A 16,020-nucleotide genomic window follows, 5' to 3' on the forward strand; every position below is an offset into this window, starting at 1 on the left:
ATGAAGAAAGCACTGATCACAGGCGTCACCGGTCAGGATGGAGCCTATCTGGCTGAGCTGTTGTTAAACAAAGGGTATCAGGTTTACGGCGCCTATCGTCGCACCAGTTCGGTCAATTTCTGGCGTTTACAAGAATTGGGTATCGACACTCACCCCGCATTGCATTTGGTTGAATTCGATCTAACAGATTTGGGTGGCGCTATTCGCCTACTGCAAAGCACAGGCGTTGAGGAAGTATACAATCTGGCCGCGCAGAGCTTTGTGGGGGTGTCGTTTGATCAGCCGATAACCACAGGCGAAATTACCGGTATTGGAGCTGTTAACCTGCTCGAAGCTATTCGCATTGTTAACCCGGCTATCCGTTTTTATCAGGCGTCTACGTCTGAGATGTTCGGAAAGGTTCAGGCGATGCCGCAAACTGAGTCTACGCCCTTCTATCCCCGCAGCCCATACGGTGTCGCCAAGCTCTATGCCCATTGGATGACGGTAAACTATCGCGAGTCTCACGGTATTTTTGGTTCCAGCGGTATTCTGTTTAACCACGAGTCGCCGCTGCGTGGGCGCGAGTTTGTTACGCGCAAAATTACTGATGGAATAGCGCGCATCGCAACCGGTAACCTGGATAAGCTGGAGTTGGGCAACCTCGACGCTAGACGCGATTGGGGTTATGCCAAAGATTATGTCGAGGGGATGTGGCGTATTTTGCAGGCGCCAGAACCGGATACCTTTGTGCTCGCGACCAACCGCACTGAAACCGTGCGAGATTTTGTCACCATGGCGGCCCGCGCGGCGAGCCTGAATATTACTTGGGAAGGCGAGGGCGAAGGCGAGCAAGGTATAGATAGCGCTTCTGGCCGTGTGTTGGTATCGGTTAACCCTGAGTTTTATCGCCCTGCGGAAGTGGACTTGCTGATTGGGGATGCGACTAAGGCCAAAGAACAGCTAGGCTGGCAGGCAACAACGTCGCTAGAAGACTTGTGCAACATGATGGTAAAAGCGGACCTTAATCGGGTTGAAAGCGGCTTTTCTTTCTAAAGCAACAGCAATAGGGGGCGGTATGAAACGGGTTTTGGTCACCGGAGCGAGCGGCTTCACGGGTCGTTATGTTGTGAGGTTGTTGCTGGACCGCGGTTACGACGTTTACTCCATGGGTGCCAGTGGCATTGATGGAGAACGCGTGGTTAAGGCGAGTCTAGAAGATAAATCATCGCTGTCTTCGGTTGTCCGTGATGTGCGCCCCCAAGGCATTGTTCATCTTGCGGCTTTATCGTTTGTTGGGCACGGTGTTGCTGAGGATTTTTACCGGGTAAACACGCTTGGCACGCTTAACCTCTTGGAGGCGTTGGATGAACTTGATCCAAAGCCTTCCCGCATTATTTTGGCCAGCAGCGCCAATGTGTACGGAACCCCAGCGGTAGAGCGAATAGACGAGAGTTTATGCCCAGCACCGGTTAATCACTACGGTACCAGTAAGCTCTCTATGGAACATTTGGTAAGCGCGCAGTTCGGGCATTTGCCGGTTACCATCACGCGCCCTTTTAATTACACCGGGCCGGGGCAGAACGAGCGCTTTTTGATCCCCAAAATTGTCAGCCATTTCGTTCGTCGCGAATCGGTGATTGAACTGGGTAATCTTGATGTGAGCCGAGACTTTTCTGATGTAAGAGATGTTGCCAGTTATTATGTTCAGCTTTTGGAGGCAGATAAGTCGGTTTCACCGGTTAATCTGTGCTCGGGCCAAGCGTATTCGATTTCACAAGTGCTGGATATGATGGCTGAGATAGCGGGTTATCGAATCGAGGTAAGGGTAAACCCTCTTTTTGTGCGGGCTAATGAAATTCCTTTTTTAGTGGGTGACAGCCGCCGACTTCATGGTGTTATCGGCAATACGCCCATCGTTCCTATGTCGCAAACCCTTCAAGATATGTATAGCGAGGGCGAACTGTGAAGGTGATGCTCAGGCTGGATTCGCTTGAGCATCCCAGAACAGGAATCGGCTATTACACAGAGCACCTTTGCCGTGAGCTTCTGCGTGAGCAGAAAGAGGGTGTTGCTGGGGTGTTTCGCGGGCAACTGTTGCAGGGCAACAGTTTATATAAGGTTTTGAACGAAGAGGATGTTCCCGCTGCGCCTGATGCTTTTTCAAGTACTGGTGGTATAACGACAAGGGCGCTGCGCCGCTGCAAACCCTTGCTGCGGGCATTGCCGGGTGCATACCCGCTGCGGCAGGCGCTACGCGATTGGCGCTCGCAGGGAGCGGCTTCGGCTTTTGGCCATTGTGTGTACCACGAGCCTAACTTTATTCCGTTCCAGTTTTCTGGCCCTCTAGTTCTAACGGTGCATGATCTTTCCCATGAGCGTTTCCCCCAGTATCACCCTGCCAGTCGCGTGCGGTTTCTGTCTCGACGCCTCCCTGCAGCGTTAGAACGGGCTGATGTGATAGTAACGGATAGCCAGTTTACTAAGGATGAGATAGCGTCTTTTTTTCCGGCGGTGGCGAGTAAAATTGTCCCTATACATCTTGGCGTAGATAGCACTATACGGGAGTTAGGTAGGGTTGCAGCCAGTGAGGTTTTGGCGCGATATAGCCTCGACTACAAGGGCTATATCCTGTCGGTGGCTACGTTGGAGCCACGGAAAAATTTGGTGGGCTTGATCCGCGCCTACGATAGATTGCCGAAACGTATTAAGGCAGATTTGCCTTTAGTTCTGGTTGGCGGCGAGGGTTGGAGTAGTCAGGCGCTATACCGGCTTATTGGTCCGGTAAGAAGCAGGGGCGGGTATGTGATTTTAACAGGCCGCGTGCCCCGCAGTGATCTGGCGGGGCTATTGTCGGGGGCTAGGCTGTTTGCTTATCCCTCTTTTTATGAAGGTTTTGGCCTACCGATTGCGGAAGCCCGTGCCTGCGGCACACCGGTGCTTACTTCGGGTTTTGGTGCCATGGCGGAGGTGGCTGGGGATCAAGCCTTTCTCGCTGATTTGGAAAACCTTGCTGAAAGTCTGGAGGCAGCATTGTCTTCTATGCCTCAGCGGCTATCGCCTGTGCGTTACTCATGGGATGAAACTGCCCGCAAAACCCTAAGTGTTTATAGAAGTCTGCAACACTAAACTCATGTAATGGTCATATTCTAATGTAATGGTCATGTTTATATGTGTTTATTAATAACCGCTGTGCGTGTATTATAATCCCGGTTTTAATATGTACTCTGTTAAACACTGTCCAGTTTTCTATTGCGCTAAGGTGTTTTTCCTGTACTCTCGCATTGAATAATAGGGTTTATTTCCATGGCAAAAATTAACGACTACTACCAGAAGAAGCAGCTTATGGAAAAGCTTGCAGCCGAGATCAACCAACTGGAGCAAGATCAGGCTCTGAAAAGTGAACTGGCGTTTGAGAACAGCATTCGTGAGTTGATGGCTGAATACGATAAGTCTCCGAAGCATGTGCTTCAGATTCTAGCAGCGATTGATCCCTCCATTGCTGGAGCGAAGGCTGAAAGCGGCACCGGAACACGTGCAAAGCGCCCTTTGAAAACTTATAAGAACCCGCACACCGGCGAAGAGGTTCAAACTCGCGGTGGCAACCATAAGGTTCTGAATGAGTGGCGTCAAAAGCACGGCAAGGAAGCGGTACAGAGCTGGCAGCAAGACTGATAAGCTAGAAATTAAAAAGGGCCGGATGAACTAATAGTCATTCGGCCCTTTTTTGTGGGTGCTTTTGCAGTGTTGAACGGTTTAAAGGTTACTCAAATACGACAACACAGTTTCTTCCGCTTTTCTTTGCTGTGTATAGGGCTTCATCTGCCTGCTGCATCCAACTCATGTGGTTCTCTACACTGCCAGTGAGTTGCGAGATACCCACACTTACGGTGTAGTTAATCGGTGCGACACTGGTTTGAACCACGCTTTTTTCGATACTTTCCCGTATTCGCTCACATATAATGCGAGCTCCTTTGGCATCGGTTTCCGGTAATATAATACCGAACTCTTCTCCACCATAACGGCCAATGCTATCAGACTGCCTTAAATTGCTTTTAGCCGTTGTTGCTGTGTGTTTGATGACTTCATCTCCGGCTAGGTGGCCGTGGTTATCGTTCACTTTTTTAAAGAAGTCGATATCAAACATCACAAGGCTGGTTGTATGGCCATAGCGCCGGAAGCGTTCAAACTCCGCATCCACCAGGTTTTCCCAAGTGCCCCGATTTAGCAGGCCGGTTAATCTGTCGGTCATGCTGAGTTTGGCAAGCTGTTCGTTTGCCCGCTCCAGCGCCCGTTTGCCGGTGGCAATGTCGGTTACGTCGTAAACCATGATGCATATTTTCTCCACCTGCCCGGTACTGCCAGCGAGTGGGCTGATGGTGAGGTTCTGGAACATGTAGTCTTCTGTGCCGGTAATGGGGCGTGTGCTGCGGAACCGGAACAGGAAGGGCCGTTGTTCCCAGGAGATGAATGCCCGGGTGTTGAGTAGTGCGACGGCATCTACTTTGCGGGTCAGCCAGGCTTGCGGTATATCGGGGAAAACCTCAAAGATGCTCTGATTGCGAATCTTGCTAGCCGTAATTCCGCTGTGGTTTTCCATGAAGCCGTTCCAGGCTTGCACTTTGAATTCGAGATCTAGCACGACTAGACCCACCTCAACGGATTCAAGCATATCGACCAACCAGTGGAAGGATTGTGCTTCGAGTTCGTTTATGGCCATGGGTTAGTCCACCAGATATTGAAGACGGTTTTCTAAAAAGGGTACTGAGTCTTCTGTGAGAAGCACCAACATATCGCACTGTATATTGCGATCCTCCAGAGCGTAGCTGATTTCAATACACAGGAGTTGTTCATCACGAGAATTTTGGTGCTCAAGTAGCTCCGTAATCTGGCGGTGCTGGCCAAGTACGCTCGGATGGCCTAGCCCCAGTTTGAGATCCAATTGGTCCCCGATACCATTAAGGAAAGCTCCGAATAGAATGCTAGACATGTCCATCAACACTTCTACGTTGACAGATTCGTTCCCGAAGGTTTCGTAGTGAAGCAGTTCGGCCATTTCGTGAAAGCTGGCATCTGCAAACAGAAGTAACGCCTCGCCAGCGATACCGGCTCCGGTGAAGCCTTGGCACACGGCTGAGTATGTTTCGCTGTCGTTGGCTGCAGAAATGGCCATGTGAAGTTCGGAATTGGCAATAAAATCAACTTTCGGAATGGGCTGTTTAACAAACACCCGCAACAGCCGGGCGAGTAAGTCTGAAGAGCGACCCATGGCAACGTTGGCGATTTCCTGTAGATAATCGCTTAAAGAAACTGATATTTCATGGGTTGGGAAGTGGTCGTCTGGCGTGAGCTCACTATCCTCTAGCGCGGTGTTTTCAAGCTCGCCGGGGCGATAGAAACCGTACTCGGCCAGCAGGCTGAGAACAAGCGCCATGTCTGTGGGCTTTTTTATGAAATCAATAGCACCAAGCTTGCGTACCCGTTCTCGCGCTTCAGGCTGTATATCGCCGGAAACCACAATGGTCATTACCGGAAGGTCTTCCGCCCGTACATGCTCCAATACTTGATAGCCGTCCATCTCTGGCATGTTGAGGTCCAGAAACATCAGGTCTGCCTCGCCCGCTCGCAGCTTCTCCAGTGCTTCCAAGCCGTCATTGGCGAAGAGGATCGTTTCGGCAAGGCCGGAGGGTAGGGCTCGGGCCATTTGTTTTCTGGCAAGTGTGGAGTCGTCGCAGATAAGTATGCGGGTGGTCATGTTTGTAGCCAAACGGGAATGGTAGTTGGTTCTGAAATTATAGCATTAGGGCAATATATGTACATATAAACGACACCATTAAAAATCAACTCGACAGAAATGGATACTGTAACAATTTGTTATTCTGGTTTGTGACTAAGCTCACTCAATAGTCCGAGTTGCCTCAATTATAGTGTCAGTGTAGTCAATGAAAATAAAATTAAGTGAGAGTTTCAAGAAAATCTTCTTGTGCGCCGCGGTCCACTTAAGCTGGTAGTTAAACTCTATACTTGAGACTGTGTTATGAGACATTACGCGTATGGATACGCCCCCCTCATTGCGTTCTGCGTAGGTATTTCGCCTGTTGCCAAAGCTGAACTAACACCCATCTCCGAGTCGACGATGGGAGATGTAACAGGGCAGGCGTTTATGAAAGTTCAAAATATTAATGGTACAAATCACGACTATACCCGCATGACTCTAGGTATGGATGTAGACACCCGTGTAAACATCGATGATGCTCAGATTGGCCAAATTGATGGCGGTACCGATTTTTCAGCCCAGCATTTAGCCCTTGGGCATATTGCCCGGGCTGATGGTGAACAATTTAACGGCGTAACCTACAACGAGGGTGACGCCATACCTTTTGAAGCTCGCAAGCCGTATATCGAACTGGCAGAAGATGGTGCCGGGCTGGCCGGTTTTCGTATGGGCTTTGAACAGGCCCGTGGTTCGGTTTCATCCCATACCACTAGCTTTAGTGGCAACATTGGCATGAAGGTAGAATATTTCGGCCAAGTATACGATGCCATGCTGTTTGACGGTGTTGGTGGAGTGGCGACGAATAAGCGCGCCACTCACATCGGTCTTGCGCCTAGCAGTCCCGGTCAAGCGGCGGGTTGTAATATTGATGGTGCTTTGGCCAATTGCGCTCCGCTAACCAACCTCAGGTCTATAACGGTGGGTGAGGATACAGGTGCTGGTGACGGTACAATTGGATTCACCGATGGTTTTTTTATCGGCTTCCAACGAGACGATAATATGGAGTGGCAATCCATTGATGGGGCAAACGTTATTGACGTGGGCAAGGGTGTATTCATTAACCTGCCAACGAATATGACGGTTGATCTTACCAACCTCACCAGCGGCGGTATTGACCGCCTGCGCACTCATCAGGTAGATATGGGTACCAAGCTGTTTTGATTTTGCTAGACTCCTGAACTTAATGATTCATAAGGCAGGAGTCTTAGCTTGATCCGCTCTTTTTACTGGCATGATTACGAAACATTCGGTGTGGACCCGGTCCATGATCGGCCCTCGCAGTTTGCAGGCATTAGAACCGATGCGGATCTCAATATTATTGAAGATCCGTTGGTTATTTATTGCAAACCCACCGATGACTACCTCCCCTCGCCAGAGGCCTGCCTGATTACCGGTATTACGCCCCAAAAGGCAATGCAGGACGGCTTCCCCGAAACTGAATTTATCGCGCAGATTAATGAGGCCTTCAGCCAGCCCGGAACCTGTGTAGTAGGTTATAACAGCCTTCGCTTTGATGATGAAGTAACCCGCCATACGCTGTACCGAAACTTGCAAGATCCTTATGCCCGTGAGTGGCAAAACGGTAACTCCCGCTGGGACATTATTGATATGGTGCGGCTGACCTACGCACTGCGGCCTGAAGGGATCAGTTGGCCGCGTAAGGAAGACGGCAGCCCCAGCTTTAAGCTGGAAGCGCTCACCACCGCCAATGGCATCGCCCACGAAGCTGCCCACGATGCCATGTCGGATGTGGAAGCAACCCTTGCCGTTGCCAAACTGATCCGAGACAAGCAGCCGAAGCTGTTTGATTTTGTTCTCAACAACAAAGACAAACACTCCGCACGAGCCATGCTGGACACGGCTGCCATGAAACCGGTCTTCCACATATCCGCAAAATACCCGGCAACCCGTGGTTGCTGCGCCATGGTTGCGCCCTTGGCGGATCACCCCAGCAATAAAAATCTGGTGATTGTTTATGACCTAAGGGAAGACCCGAGCGAACTGATTAACGCCACACCGGAGCAGATTCGCGAGCGGGTGTTTACTTCTCAGGCGGAACTGGGAGACAAAAAACGTTTCCCGCTAAAAGGTGTGCAGCTGAACAAATGCCCAGTGCTGGCACCCGCGAACATGCTCACAACGCTTTCCGCCGAACGCCTGAAGGAGTTGGAGCTTGATGGCGACACCCTTCGAGCTAATCTTGCCCTGCTGAGAAAGGCGCCGGGACTGGCGAAGCGAATTGCTGAAGCATTCGACCAGCCACACCAAGGCGACCTAACGGACCCGGATGAACAACTTTATGCTGGCGGCTTTATTTCTACGAACGACCGCAGTGAACTGAACCGAGCGCTAAAAACGCCGCCGGAATCCTTGGTTGACGAAACCTTCAGTTTTAAAGACGAGCGCTTGCAGGAAATGCTCTTCCGGTACCGTGCTCGTAATTATCCTGACTCACTGACCAGTGAAGAGTCCGAACGCTGGGAGCAGTTTCGTACTCAGCGCTTAATGACCCCGAAAAAAGGTTGGTTGTCCCTTGAGGCGTTCGGGCTTGAGCTGCAGCGGCTGGCTAGTGATCCGGAACTGACGCCGCAGAAGCAGCAGATTTTGGAGGATTTGCATTTGTATGGGGAGTCGTTGATTCCGTATATGTGAAAAGAATGTCTGCCCGTCCCCTCTCCCCCGGCCCCTCTCCCGCAAGGGGAGAGGGGAGCTACACACTCAAAGCCTGCAGGATTATGCCAAGGCCTGAGACCAGTGCAGTAAAAGCCCCTCTCCCCTTGCGGGAGAGGGGTTGGGGAGAGGGGGTGAGCTACACACCCAAAGCCTGCAAGATTCTGCCAAAGCCTGAGACCAATGCAGTAAAAGCCCCTCACCCCTTGCGGAAGAGGGGTTGGGGAGAGGGGGTGAGCTATACACCCAAAGCCCACAGAGTTTCGCCAAGGCCCAAGGCCAGTAATGTTGGCCCTTGTGGGCCGCTTTTGAAATGCACCCTCTCCCCCGGCCCCTCTCCCGTGAAGGGCGAGGGGAGCTACACACCTAAAGCCAGCGAGATTCCGCCAAGTTTTAAGGTCAGTGCAGTAAAAGCCCCTCTCCCCTCGCGGGAGAGGGGTTGGGGAGAGGGGGAGTGCTTAAGAACCAAGCACAACCAAAAAACCACCAAAGCCAAGGATGGCCCAATGAACCAAGCTCAGTTCGCCAAACACCTCCGCCAAAACATGACCGATGCGGAGAAACTACTCTGGTTTCACCTAAGAGCCTATCGCTTAAACGGCAAACGCTTCCGACGCCAGCAGCCCCTTGGGCCCTACATCGTCGATTTCGTGCATTTTGGCTCAAGAGTGATTGTTGAAGCCGATGGCGGTCAGCACAATAATTCGGAGAGTGACCAGATACGGGATGCTTGGTTGCGTTCGCAAGGGTTTACCGTGCTGAGGTTTTGGAATCATGAAATTCTGAAGCAGATTGATGTGGTGCTTTCTGTAATTTATGACGAGTTGGAGGGCAGGGGAATTGGGAGTTAGAGCGGCCGACCCCTCCCGAGGCGTCGGACCGCCCCAACCCTCTCCCGCAAGGGGTGAGGGGCTAAATGATGTTGGCCTGTCGGGCTGCTTTTAAAATGCACCCTCTCCCCCAACCCCTCTCCCGTAAAGGGTGAGGGGAGCTACACACCCAAAGCCTGCAGGATTCCGCCAAGACTCGAGACCAGTGCAGTAAAAGCCCCTCTCCCCCCGCGGGAGAGGGGTTGGGGAGAGGGGAGCTACACACCCAAAACCAGCGAGATTCCGCCAAGTTTTAAGGTCAGAGCATTAAAAGCCCCTCACCCCTCGCGGGAGAGGGGTTGGGGAGAGGGGGGGCCGCCTCACCGCCGCCGTTGAAAATAAACACTCAAATTCTGCCCCATCAAACTCTGCACCTCACTCCCCAGAGCCTCTGCCTGAATCTGTGTTTGCACTGGCTTGGTGGCCAAGCTGTGGCCATCTTCATCGCGCGCCTTTACCAGCTTCCATTCCACTTCGTTACTAACCATTGCCATCAAGTCTCTTAGCTGGGCCTCGTCCTGTGGCTGGAACCAGCGATCTCTGCAGCCGCCAAGGCTGTAGAAATCATCTTCTTGGGCAAGCTCTTGCCATGTTGTGTCCTGCCGGTTGCTCAGAACCATTCGCCTAAGTTGTAGCAGGGTAGCGCGGGTTGGTTGCAGGTTGTGTTCAGCTATTAACTTCCGCATTTGCCGGTCGCCGGTTGTGCGTTCGGCTATGGCTGTATGTAGGTGAACTATTGCACCAGAACCGGCGGCACTGTTCACCAATGCCGCTAGAGAGAGTTCTGTCATGGCTGGTGAGGGCAGGCGGCCCACTTCAACCCAATGCACCTTATGGCCATCCGCCACGAACTGCTGCGCGATAGACCAGGGCCAGAACACAATGTTACTGATCTCTGATTCCGCGGCCATGCGAGTCGCTCTGGCAATGTTAGCCAAGGATTCATCTACGGCGATCACCTCAACATCTGCCAAGTAGCGAGCCAACTCCATAGCGCGCTGGCCAGATTGAGCGCCGCATACGATAACGCGCAAGGTGTCAGGTAGCTTGTCTGTGGTTAATCCTAGCTCTGTTGCCATCAGTGACTTCAAGCTGCTTTCGGTGCGGTAAGCAAGTTTCGACCAGACCGGCCAAGCTTGCGCTACGTCGGTTTTATCAAGGCACAGCTCTGCCGCCTTCTCATCAAAGCACTGTTTGATGCCTTCTTCTGCGGCGCGGTGGTAATAACTGGCAGCGAGGACAACCTGAAGTGCCAGCGGCCAGTCCACGAGATTCCACTGCCCTAGCTGCACAGCAAAGTCTTGATGAAATAGGGCGCCGTACATGGCACTGATCATTAGCGAGCCAATCAAGGCTTCCTGAGGTTCGCCCATTACGATCTGTGCTTTGAGGCTGTCGTTAACCGCTTCTATTAGGCGTGTTTCATCTTCCGCAGCCGCGAGCGCATAGCCGGTACGGTCTGCATACTGAGCGACAGCGAGCGCGAGCTGTTGTAAGTCGTCTCTTAGTTCTACCGTCTGGGCGACTTCTGTCAAAATCGCGCGGCGTAACATAACAACCAGCTCTTCCACCGCCGGGTCTGGCATCAATGTTTTTTGCAGGGCCAGAAGTAATAGTTCATCGGCGCTTGCAGAATCCAGAAAAATCTCTGCTTGAGGGTTATCCAAGTCGTATTGCTGGCGGATGATGGACGCTACAAAACGACCGATTTCCTGATGCGGCAAACCCTCATGGCTTAGCAGCGCGATAGCATCCAAAGCCAAGTTGCTATCCGCTTTGTTTACTGCAAGATGTTGGGCGCAGGTTAGCATGCCGCTGTATACGGAATCCCATTCGGTGCCAGTTTCCAACAACTTGCGGTAATGCAGATAGGCCACATCAAATTGACCCTGCAACCGCTTGGCGTGGGCGACACCGCAAAAAGCGGCGGCGGATTGCCGGTCGTGGTCCAGAGCCTGCAGGAAGTGCTGCTCTGCCAGAGCAGGGCGCTCGGTTTTCAGTGCCCAGTATCCCAGATTTGCGTACTGCTGCGCCTGACCAGGCTGGACCTGCAGGCTGGCGTTGAAGAGGTCGTGGGCGTTTTCAAGTTGCCCGTCGTCCATTTCGACACGCCCCAATAAACCCAAAGCAATTGCATTGTTTGGATCAAGCGCAATCACCTCTTCCAAATACACACGGCATTCCTGCCGGGCCTGTAAACGCTGGATATGGCTCAACCCGCTGCTGTTGGACTCGCCATACGCAAGATTGGCCTGCAAAAGCAGCCGAGCCGCCTGTGCCTGTTGGGAATGGGATTCCTGAGTGTGATGTTTGGCTTGCATGGGATACCTCGTTTACCTGCCGCTGCGCTAAAAAATTGCGGCAAAGGCCTGCAGTTTTTTGGTGGTTTTCTGTGCTTTGTAAGAGGTATTGCGAAAGGTGTGCCAGTTTAGAAGTGTTCCTCAAAATCCATCGATGTGTGCAGGATACGTAAGATCACGAATTTTCTTGATTGCTTATCGACGACTTCTTTGAAGAAAAGAAGGTGCTTCGCATTCATTCCCACCCTTCGAGCCGGCATGCTCTGAATATCGGCATGCAGTTCCGGACGGGTTTTTGCGAGATAATGATCTGGGCCTGATTCAGACAGTTCCCTCACGCTATGAGCTATTAATTCGCTATAGCGTTGGGCCTGATGCTGCCCAAAGTATTTCAAGGTATGAAGTATAATCTCGTCAAAATCCGCCGCAGCTCTTTGTGAAAATTCCACCGTCCCATAGTGGGGGCATAAGACTCAGTCCTTTTTAGTAAGCTCAGAAGCCCTGCGTGAGAGGTATTTGGTAATATCTTCGCCAACGCCCAGACTGACAGTGCGTCCCTCTTCAACGTCTTGCAGGCCTTCAGCCACGGCATCTCGCAAAGTCATAAGCTTCTGTTGATGTTGCAATTCCTGCTCCTCGACAAGGCGAAGGCCTTCCCGAAGAACCTCGCTAGCATTTTGGTAACGACCAGCTTTAACAAGGGCGCCCAGCAGTTGCTCCTGGTGATTGGTTAAAACTATATTTCTCGTTGCCATGTGAGCACCTCCAGCTTAGTGATTGGCATATAATGCCATTCGTCGAGGTATGTTCCAAGGTCCTGTGAACCGGATTTGTAGGTCACACATAAGGCGCAGGCAATACAAGGACACCTGCATCTATCTTTCAATTGCTCACAACGTTGCTGGCAAATGCCGTGGGTTTACTGATGAGGTAGTATGTTGCTAATCGATATTGCGTTTTATTGGCGGGAGTGGGCATGGCAACTAAGCGAACACTATTGGTAACCGGCGGCGCCGGATTTATCGGTTCGGCGTTGGTGCGGCATATAATGAACGCCACGGCCGATCAGGTGGTTGTTCTCGATAAGCTTACCTACGCGGGCAATCTGGATAACCTTGCTGAGTTCAGTCAAAGCCCTAGATACAGGTTTGAGCACGGGGATATATGCGATCGAAAGACTGTTGATCGCATCCTTGAGGAGTATCGCCCTCACGCCATTTTACATTTGGCGGCTGAGAGTCATGTGGACCGCTCGATTCTTGGGCCTGCGGCATTTATCGAGACCAACATTCTTGGCACCTACACATTGCTTGAAAGCGCTAGACATTATTGGAATAGTTTAGGAAGTCCGGAGCAGCAGGCGTTTCGCTTTCACCATGTAAGTACCGATGAAGTGTTCGGCGACCTTGCCGATGAAGAAGGGGGCGCAACAAAGCGTTTCCACGAAGCAACAGCCTATGCGCCCAGCAGCCCATATAGCGCCAGCAAAGCCAGTTCTGATCATCTCGTGCGGGCTTGGCATCGAACCTATGGGCTACCTGTATTGATTACGAGTTGTTCGAACAACTATGGCCCTTATCAGTTCCCGGAAAAGCTGATTCCTTTGATGATTACAAATGCACTGGAAGGTAAGCCATTGCCGGTGTATGGAGATGGAGGGCAGGTTCGGGACTGGCTTTATGTTGATGACCATGCCGAAGCACTTTACCGAGTCTTGACAGAAGCTCGGCCCGGAGAGGTGTACAACATTGGCGGAAACGCGGAAAGGCGGAATATTGATTTGGTTCATGCTTTATGCGAGGTATTAGAAGAGTTGGCTCCAGAAAAGCCCGCGGGAGTTGTATGGTACAAGGATCTGATTACGTTCGTGCAAGATAGACCGGGCCATGACAGGCGCTATGCAATTGATGCGAGCAAAATTGCAAGAGATCTGGCTTGGCAGCCACGCGAAAACTTAAAAACGGGGTTGAGAAAAACGATTGCTTGGTATCTTGATAACCCGCTTTGGTGTGCGCGAGTTAATAGTGGCGCATACCGGCAGGTGGTAGAAGAGTGAGAATTCTTCTTTTTGGAGCTGAAGGGCAGCTGGGCTGGGAGTTGCGCCGTTCGCTCTCTGTGTTGGGAAACGTAGAGCCGGTCGCCCGTAATGACGGGCTGAAGGTTGATCTGGAAAAGCCCGAGAGCCTACGCATTTGTATTCAAAACATTAGGCCAGATCTCATTGTAAATGCGGCGGCATTTACCGATGTGGTTGCGGCAGAAACCCAGCAGGAAATGGCATTTCGCATCAATGCAGAAGCCCCTCGAGTGATGGCTGAAGAGGCCAAACAGATGGGTGCTTTATTTGTACATTACTCAACGGATTATGTATTCGATGGCACTTCGGGCTCAGCATACGATGAGGATAGTAAAGCGGCACCTTTAAACTTCTACGGCAAGAGCAAGCTCGCCGGAGATATGGCTATTACCCAGAGTGGTTGCGACTACCTTGTGTTCAGAACAAGTTGGGTGTACTCCGCGCGTAGAAAAAATTTCCTCAGCACTATGCTGCCGCTTTTAACCTCCCGGCAGAGCCTGAGTGTTGTGTGTGATCAGGTGGGTGCGCCAACCTCTGCGGAATTGATTGCGGATATCACCGCTCACGGGGTGCGGGCGGCGCTTAATGATAGAAAACACTGCGGGCTTTATCATTTGACTGCATCTGGAGAAGCTTCTTGGTGGCAGTTCGCTGTTCTTATTGCGGAGCAGTTACGCGCTAAGGGTATGCGAACGGTAATGGATACGGATGCCATCAAACCAGTACCCAGTGCTGACTATGCTGGTGGCGTCGCGCGACCACTTAACTCACGCTTGAGCTGTGACCGTTTGCGAAAGGCTTTTGGTTTGCACTTACCTCGTTGGGAAGACGGTGTAGCCCGAGTAATTGATGAGCGGTTTTCTCTTTCGGAAAAGGAGATATTTAGATGAAAGGGATTGTACTTGCTGGAGGTTCTGGAACTCGCTTGTATCCCATTACTCAAGGGGTATCCAAACAGTTGCTACCGGTATATGACAAGCCGATGATTTATTACCCTTTGTCGGTGCTTATGCTTGCCGGTATCCGCGAGATTTTGATTATCACCACGCCGGAGGATGGCCCTTCCTTCCAAAGGCTATTGGGCAACGGGAAGCAGTTTGGGATTGAGCTGAGCTACGCCGAACAACCGCGTCCCGAGGGTATTGCTCAGGCTTTTTTGATTGGCCAATCGTTTATTGGTGAAGACAGCGTGTGCTTGGTATTGGGCGATAACATCTATTATGGCCAAGGGTTGAGTCAACGGCTCCAGCGAGCGGCCAGCAAAGATACCGGTGCAACGATTTTTGGTTATCAGGTAAAAGATCCAGAGCGTTTTGGTGTAGTGGCGTTCGATGAGGCTGGCCACGCCATTTCCATTGAAGAAAAGCCTGAAAAACCGGCCTCAGATTACGCAGTTACGGGTCTGTATTTTTATGATAATGATGTTATTCAAGTGGCAAAATCCGTTCAGCCGTCAGCTCGCGGCGAGCTGGAAATAACCGCCGTTAACCAAGCGTACTTGAGTGCGAGAAAGCTAAATGTTGAGTTGCTGGGGCGGGGATTCGCTTGGCTGGATACAGGCACGTTTGATTCTTTGTACGAAGCATCTGGCTTTATCGAAACTCTTGAAAAGCGTCAGGGGCTAAAAATTGCCTGCCTCGAAGAGGTGGCCTACCGAATGGGCTACATTGGCCGTGAGGCGTTGATGCAACAGGCGGAAAAACTGCACAAGAATAGTTACGGAGAATATCTAAAAAAGTTGGCGGAATCAGACTCTGTAGGGGTGTCGTAAATGGAGATTAAAGATACGGCCTTGCCTGACGTGAAGCTGGTGCTGCCTAAGGTATTCGGTGATAGTCGCGGGTTCTTTAAGGAGGTCTGGAACCAGCGTGAGCTTGCCCGGCATGGGCTACACGTAGAGTTTGTTCAGGATAATTTTAGCCGCTCTTGCCGCAACACCTTACGCGGATTGCACTTTCAAGAGGCAAAACCTCAGGGCAAGCTCGTTTGGGTCAGTCGCGGTGAGGTATGTGATGTGGCTGTGGATGTACGCCGAGAATCGCCAACTTTTGGGAAGTGGATAGCCGAACGTTTATCTTGCGAAAACCATCGTATGCTTTGGATACCGCCGGGGTTTGCTCACGGTTTTCGCGTTTTGAGTAACGAGGCCGATTTTCAATACAAGTGTACCGAGTTTTACGATCCGGATGATGAGCGATGCATTCGATGGGATGACGAAACTTTGGCGATTGACTGGGGAGATGTTGATTCCGCCGAGCTGATCATCTCAGAAAAAGATGCCAGCGCCCCAAGCCTGAAGGCAATGTTCGAAGTCTAAATATGCCCCTTCAATCAACTAAAAAGGCCGGG

16 protein-coding genes are annotated in these 16,020 nt (G+C 51.4%); 11 read left to right on the plus strand and 5 right to left on the minus strand.

The genetic code is table 11. From position 1 onward, the window contains the following. The 4 genes from gmd (at nucleotide 1) to MWU62_RS07545 (ending at nucleotide 3,654) form a co-directional block, all read left to right on the plus strand. On the plus strand, nucleotides 1-1,035 hold the full coding sequence (gmd, locus tag MWU62_RS07530) for a GDP-mannose 4,6-dehydratase (protein WP_247114261.1): 1,035 nt from the start codon (nucleotides 1-3) through the stop codon (nucleotides 1,033-1,035). A 22-nt stretch (nucleotides 1,036-1,057) separates the two neighbouring features. Further along, nucleotides 1,058-1,948, plus strand: coding sequence for a GDP-mannose 4,6-dehydratase (locus MWU62_RS07535; protein WP_247114262.1), 891 nt, complete (start codon nucleotides 1,058-1,060; stop codon nucleotides 1,946-1,948). A 5-nt stretch (nucleotides 1,949-1,953) separates the two neighbouring features. Continuing rightward, nucleotides 1,954-3,108, plus strand: a complete 1,155-nt coding sequence (locus tag MWU62_RS07540) for a glycosyltransferase family 1 protein (protein ID WP_247114460.1) — start codon at nucleotides 1,954-1,956, stop codon at nucleotides 3,106-3,108. A gap of 177 nt (nucleotides 3,109-3,285) precedes the next feature. Then, nucleotides 3,286-3,654 (plus strand): histone-like nucleoid-structuring protein, MvaT/MvaU family, encoded by a 369-nt coding sequence (locus tag MWU62_RS07545; RefSeq protein WP_247114263.1) that lies wholly within the window; start codon nucleotides 3,286-3,288, stop codon nucleotides 3,652-3,654. 88 nt (nucleotides 3,655-3,742) lie between these two features. On the opposite strand, the gene MWU62_RS07550 is transcribed toward MWU62_RS07545, so the two are convergent. Both MWU62_RS07550 and MWU62_RS07555 read right to left on the minus strand, forming a co-directional pair. Then, a complete protein-coding gene (locus MWU62_RS07550) occupies nucleotides 3,743-4,699 on the minus strand; it encodes a sensor domain-containing diguanylate cyclase (protein WP_247114264.1) in 957 nt (318 codons plus the stop codon). 3 nt (nucleotides 4,700-4,702) lie between these two features. Next, entirely contained in the window at nucleotides 4,703-5,734 is a 1,032-nt protein-coding gene (locus MWU62_RS07555; RefSeq protein WP_247114265.1) for a response regulator, read from the minus strand. 282 nt (nucleotides 5,735-6,016) lie between these two features. Here MWU62_RS07555 and MWU62_RS07560 point away from each other — a divergent pair, with 282 nt between their 5' ends. From MWU62_RS07560 to MWU62_RS07570, 3 genes are all read left to right on the plus strand, one after another. Beyond that, nucleotides 6,017-6,916, plus strand: coding sequence for a hypothetical protein (locus MWU62_RS07560; protein WP_247114266.1), 900 nt, complete (start codon nucleotides 6,017-6,019; stop codon nucleotides 6,914-6,916). Between the two features lie 48 nt (nucleotides 6,917-6,964). Continuing rightward, nucleotides 6,965-8,407 (plus strand): exodeoxyribonuclease I, encoded by a 1,443-nt coding sequence (gene sbcB, locus MWU62_RS07565; protein WP_247114267.1) that lies wholly within the window; start codon nucleotides 6,965-6,967, stop codon nucleotides 8,405-8,407. A 524-nt stretch (nucleotides 8,408-8,931) separates the two neighbouring features. Next, nucleotides 8,932-9,276, plus strand: a complete 345-nt coding sequence (locus MWU62_RS07570; protein WP_247114268.1) for an endonuclease domain-containing protein — start codon at nucleotides 8,932-8,934, stop codon at nucleotides 9,274-9,276. A 338-nt stretch (nucleotides 9,277-9,614) separates the two neighbouring features. On the opposite strand, the gene MWU62_RS07575 is transcribed toward MWU62_RS07570, so the two are convergent. The 3 genes from MWU62_RS07575 to MWU62_RS07585 all read right to left on the minus strand — a co-directional run bounded on the left by MWU62_RS07575 (nucleotide 9,615) and on the right by MWU62_RS07585 (nucleotide 12,349). Continuing rightward, nucleotides 9,615-11,615: a hypothetical protein gene (locus tag MWU62_RS07575; RefSeq protein ID WP_247114269.1), complete on the minus strand. Its 2,001-nt coding sequence runs from the start codon at nucleotides 11,613-11,615 to the stop codon at nucleotides 9,615-9,617. Nucleotides 11,616-11,722: 107 nt separating this feature from the next. Beyond that, nucleotides 11,723-12,043, minus strand: a complete 321-nt coding sequence (locus MWU62_RS07580; RefSeq protein ID WP_247114270.1) for a type II toxin-antitoxin system RelE/ParE family toxin — start codon at nucleotides 12,041-12,043, stop codon at nucleotides 11,723-11,725. 24 nt (nucleotides 12,044-12,067) lie between these two features. Further along, a complete protein-coding gene (locus tag MWU62_RS07585) occupies nucleotides 12,068-12,349 on the minus strand; it encodes a type II toxin-antitoxin system ParD family antitoxin (RefSeq protein ID WP_247114271.1) in 282 nt (93 codons plus the stop codon). A gap of 221 nt (nucleotides 12,350-12,570) precedes the next feature. Here MWU62_RS07585 and rfbB point away from each other — a divergent pair, with 221 nt between their 5' ends. The 4 genes from rfbB to rfbC are packed head-to-tail and all read left to right on the plus strand — an operon-like array spanning nucleotide 12,571 to nucleotide 15,988. Beyond that, nucleotides 12,571-13,650, plus strand: coding sequence for a dTDP-glucose 4,6-dehydratase (gene rfbB, locus MWU62_RS07590; protein ID WP_247114272.1), 1,080 nt, complete (start codon nucleotides 12,571-12,573; stop codon nucleotides 13,648-13,650). Next, nucleotides 13,647-14,561, plus strand: a complete 915-nt coding sequence (gene rfbD / locus MWU62_RS07595; protein ID WP_247114273.1) for a dTDP-4-dehydrorhamnose reductase — start codon at nucleotides 13,647-13,649, stop codon at nucleotides 14,559-14,561. Before rfbB ends, rfbD begins: the two co-directional genes overlap by 4 nt. Beyond that, nucleotides 14,558-15,442, plus strand: a complete 885-nt coding sequence (gene rfbA, locus MWU62_RS07600; protein ID WP_247114274.1) for a glucose-1-phosphate thymidylyltransferase RfbA — start codon at nucleotides 14,558-14,560, stop codon at nucleotides 15,440-15,442. The genes rfbD and rfbA overlap by 4 nt, the downstream gene beginning before the upstream one ends. Further along, complete coding sequence (rfbC, locus tag MWU62_RS07605) at nucleotides 15,443-15,988, plus strand: dTDP-4-dehydrorhamnose 3,5-epimerase (protein WP_247114275.1); 546 nt, start codon at nucleotides 15,443-15,445, stop codon at nucleotides 15,986-15,988. Nucleotides 15,989-16,020: the final 32 nt, after the last annotated feature.

This window comes from Marinobacter sp. S6332, from assembly GCF_023016045.1.
GTDB lineage: Bacteria > Pseudomonadota > Gammaproteobacteria > Pseudomonadales > Oleiphilaceae > Marinobacter.

Bases quoted from the DNA above. Each gene is read 5' to 3' on its own strand.
- MWU62_RS07575 (WP_247114269.1), bottom strand. From the start codon at position 11,615: ATGCAAGCCAAACATCACACTCAGGAATCCCATTCCCAACAGGCACAG.
- gmd (WP_247114261.1), top strand. From the start codon at position 1: ATGAAGAAAGCACTGATCACAGGCGTCACCGGTCAGGATGGAGCCTAT.
- MWU62_RS07560 (WP_247114266.1), top strand. From the start codon at position 6,017: ATGAGACATTACGCGTATGGATACGCCCCCCTCATTGCGTTCTGCGTA.
- MWU62_RS07585 (WP_247114271.1), bottom strand. From the start codon at position 12,349: ATGGCAACGAGAAATATAGTTTTAACCAATCACCAGGAGCAACTGCTG.
- MWU62_RS07550 (WP_247114264.1), bottom strand. From the start codon at position 4,699: ATGGCCATAAACGAACTCGAAGCACAATCCTTCCACTGGTTGGTCGAT.
- MWU62_RS07570 (WP_247114268.1), top strand. From the start codon at position 8,932: ATGAACCAAGCTCAGTTCGCCAAACACCTCCGCCAAAACATGACCGAT.
- MWU62_RS07555 (WP_247114265.1), bottom strand. From the start codon at position 5,734: ATGACCACCCGCATACTTATCTGCGACGACTCCACACTTGCCAGAAAA.
- rfbB (WP_247114272.1), top strand. From the start codon at position 12,571: ATGGCAACTAAGCGAACACTATTGGTAACCGGCGGCGCCGGATTTATC.
- MWU62_RS07540 (WP_247114460.1), top strand. From the start codon at position 1,954: ATGCTCAGGCTGGATTCGCTTGAGCATCCCAGAACAGGAATCGGCTAT.
- rfbA (WP_247114274.1), top strand. From the start codon at position 14,558: ATGAAAGGGATTGTACTTGCTGGAGGTTCTGGAACTCGCTTGTATCCC.
- rfbC (WP_247114275.1), top strand. From the start codon at position 15,443: ATGGAGATTAAAGATACGGCCTTGCCTGACGTGAAGCTGGTGCTGCCT.
- MWU62_RS07545 (WP_247114263.1), top strand. From the start codon at position 3,286: ATGGCAAAAATTAACGACTACTACCAGAAGAAGCAGCTTATGGAAAAG.
- MWU62_RS07535 (WP_247114262.1), top strand. From the start codon at position 1,058: ATGAAACGGGTTTTGGTCACCGGAGCGAGCGGCTTCACGGGTCGTTAT.